Source organism: Bowmanella yangjiangensis, assembly GCF_017255015.1.
In the GTDB taxonomy this organism is placed as follows: Bacteria; Pseudomonadota; Gammaproteobacteria; order Enterobacterales; family Alteromonadaceae; genus Bowmanella; species Bowmanella yangjiangensis.
In genome coordinates this window covers 338-1,707 of sequence record NZ_JAFKCS010000167.1, presented here as the reverse complement: position 1 = coordinate 1,707, position 1,370 = coordinate 338, and the positions used below count along the sequence as shown (strand labels likewise).

Sequence of the window (1,370 nt, the reverse complement as noted above, 5' to 3'; positions counted from 1 at the left end):
GCTGGTACCTGAGCCACGCCTGACTCTGCGTCATGTAGCCCGGATGAAATCCGGGGACGCTGCCAAACCGCCCCCGGATTGCATCCGGGCTACGTCCCGCTCACAGCGGCAGGCAGCGCGCGCCGTCTCGCACCGGCAAAGGTCCGGCAAAGCACAGCCGGTCACGCTCATCGAGCAGCGCCGGCTGGCCCGGATAGTAGGGGTTGTCGAAGGCATGCAACTGCTCGGCACTTGGCACACCTTGAGGCAGTTGAGACATCCCTTGCAGGAGACGGCGCTGGACCTCAAGGTCCTGCACACGCACGGCATAGTCACGAAAGTCCGGTATGGCCATACCCAGCAGCACGTTACCCACGGGATTGCGCCGGCTCTTCTGCCACTGAGGTTCAGGCAATTGCTGGACCTTAGGGGCAAACTTCGCAGGCGGAAGCTGCGACAGCTCAGCCAGTGGCTGATAGAAACTCAGGCTGGCGTTGATGCTCATCTGCGGACGCAGCCCCCACCACATGAGCAGGCGCTCCTTCCAGTCCAGGTTGCTGCTGGGCTGGCTCTTGAACATCAGGGCCACACTCCGAAACTCATACTGCAGCGGCCTCAGCAAGCTGCGCTCGGCTTGATCGAATGCCAGCACGCTGCTCGGCGCGGGCATCAGCCCCTGGCGATAGAGCACGGCCTGCCAGCGCATGTTGCGCTCGACCATACGCACCATGATCATCTTCGCGATCAGCGTATCGGCGCGGCGCATCTGTCCTCGCAGCAGCTGCAGCTCCTCGTCGAGACGCACCCGAACCTGCTCACCTTCCCCCGCCTGAGCCGCCTTGAGCAGCTGCAGAGCCAGCAGCTGCTGGCCATTCATCAGGTAATGGTAGGGTGGCAACGGGGCCATGATGCTGTCCTCCAGCAGATTGCGGTAGTCATCGAGCTGGAGGAACTGCCAGTAGCGCTCGCGCAGAAGACGCTGCTCATCCGTCTCCACCCAGCCAGACACCCCGCTCAGCAGTGTGCTCAGACAGCCATCTTTCTCTATCGCACAGAACAATGGTCCATTCGCTAAAGCCAACGTCGGGACCAGCGGCTCCGCAAAACCCTCATCCAGCGGGCCGTGGCTGCTGCGCCAGGTGCGATAGGCCTGCAGCCGCTCGGCACCCAGTGCCTCTGGCGACTGCCCAGGATCGGCATCCAGACCATTGAGAAACACATAGGCCCGACTCGGCCCCGCATCGACCTGGGCCTGTTCGAGCCAGGTTTGGGCGTCGACACTCAGCGGCTCATCCCGCATCCAGGCATAGCCACTCACGACCAGCAGCACCGGCAGGCTCGCGAGCAGTGCAACGATCCCTCTGCGCATCACCGGCTCACCTTGATGTACC

Annotated in this window: 1 protein-coding gene; it reads right to left on the bottom strand. The window is 63.1% G+C overall.

Annotated elements, in window-relative coordinates:
- Positions 1 to 100 precede the first annotated feature (100 nt).
- Positions 101 to 1,370 (bottom strand): hypothetical protein (locus J0A65_RS22970; protein WP_206596623.1); only part of this gene is annotated, 1,270 nt, incomplete at its 5' end.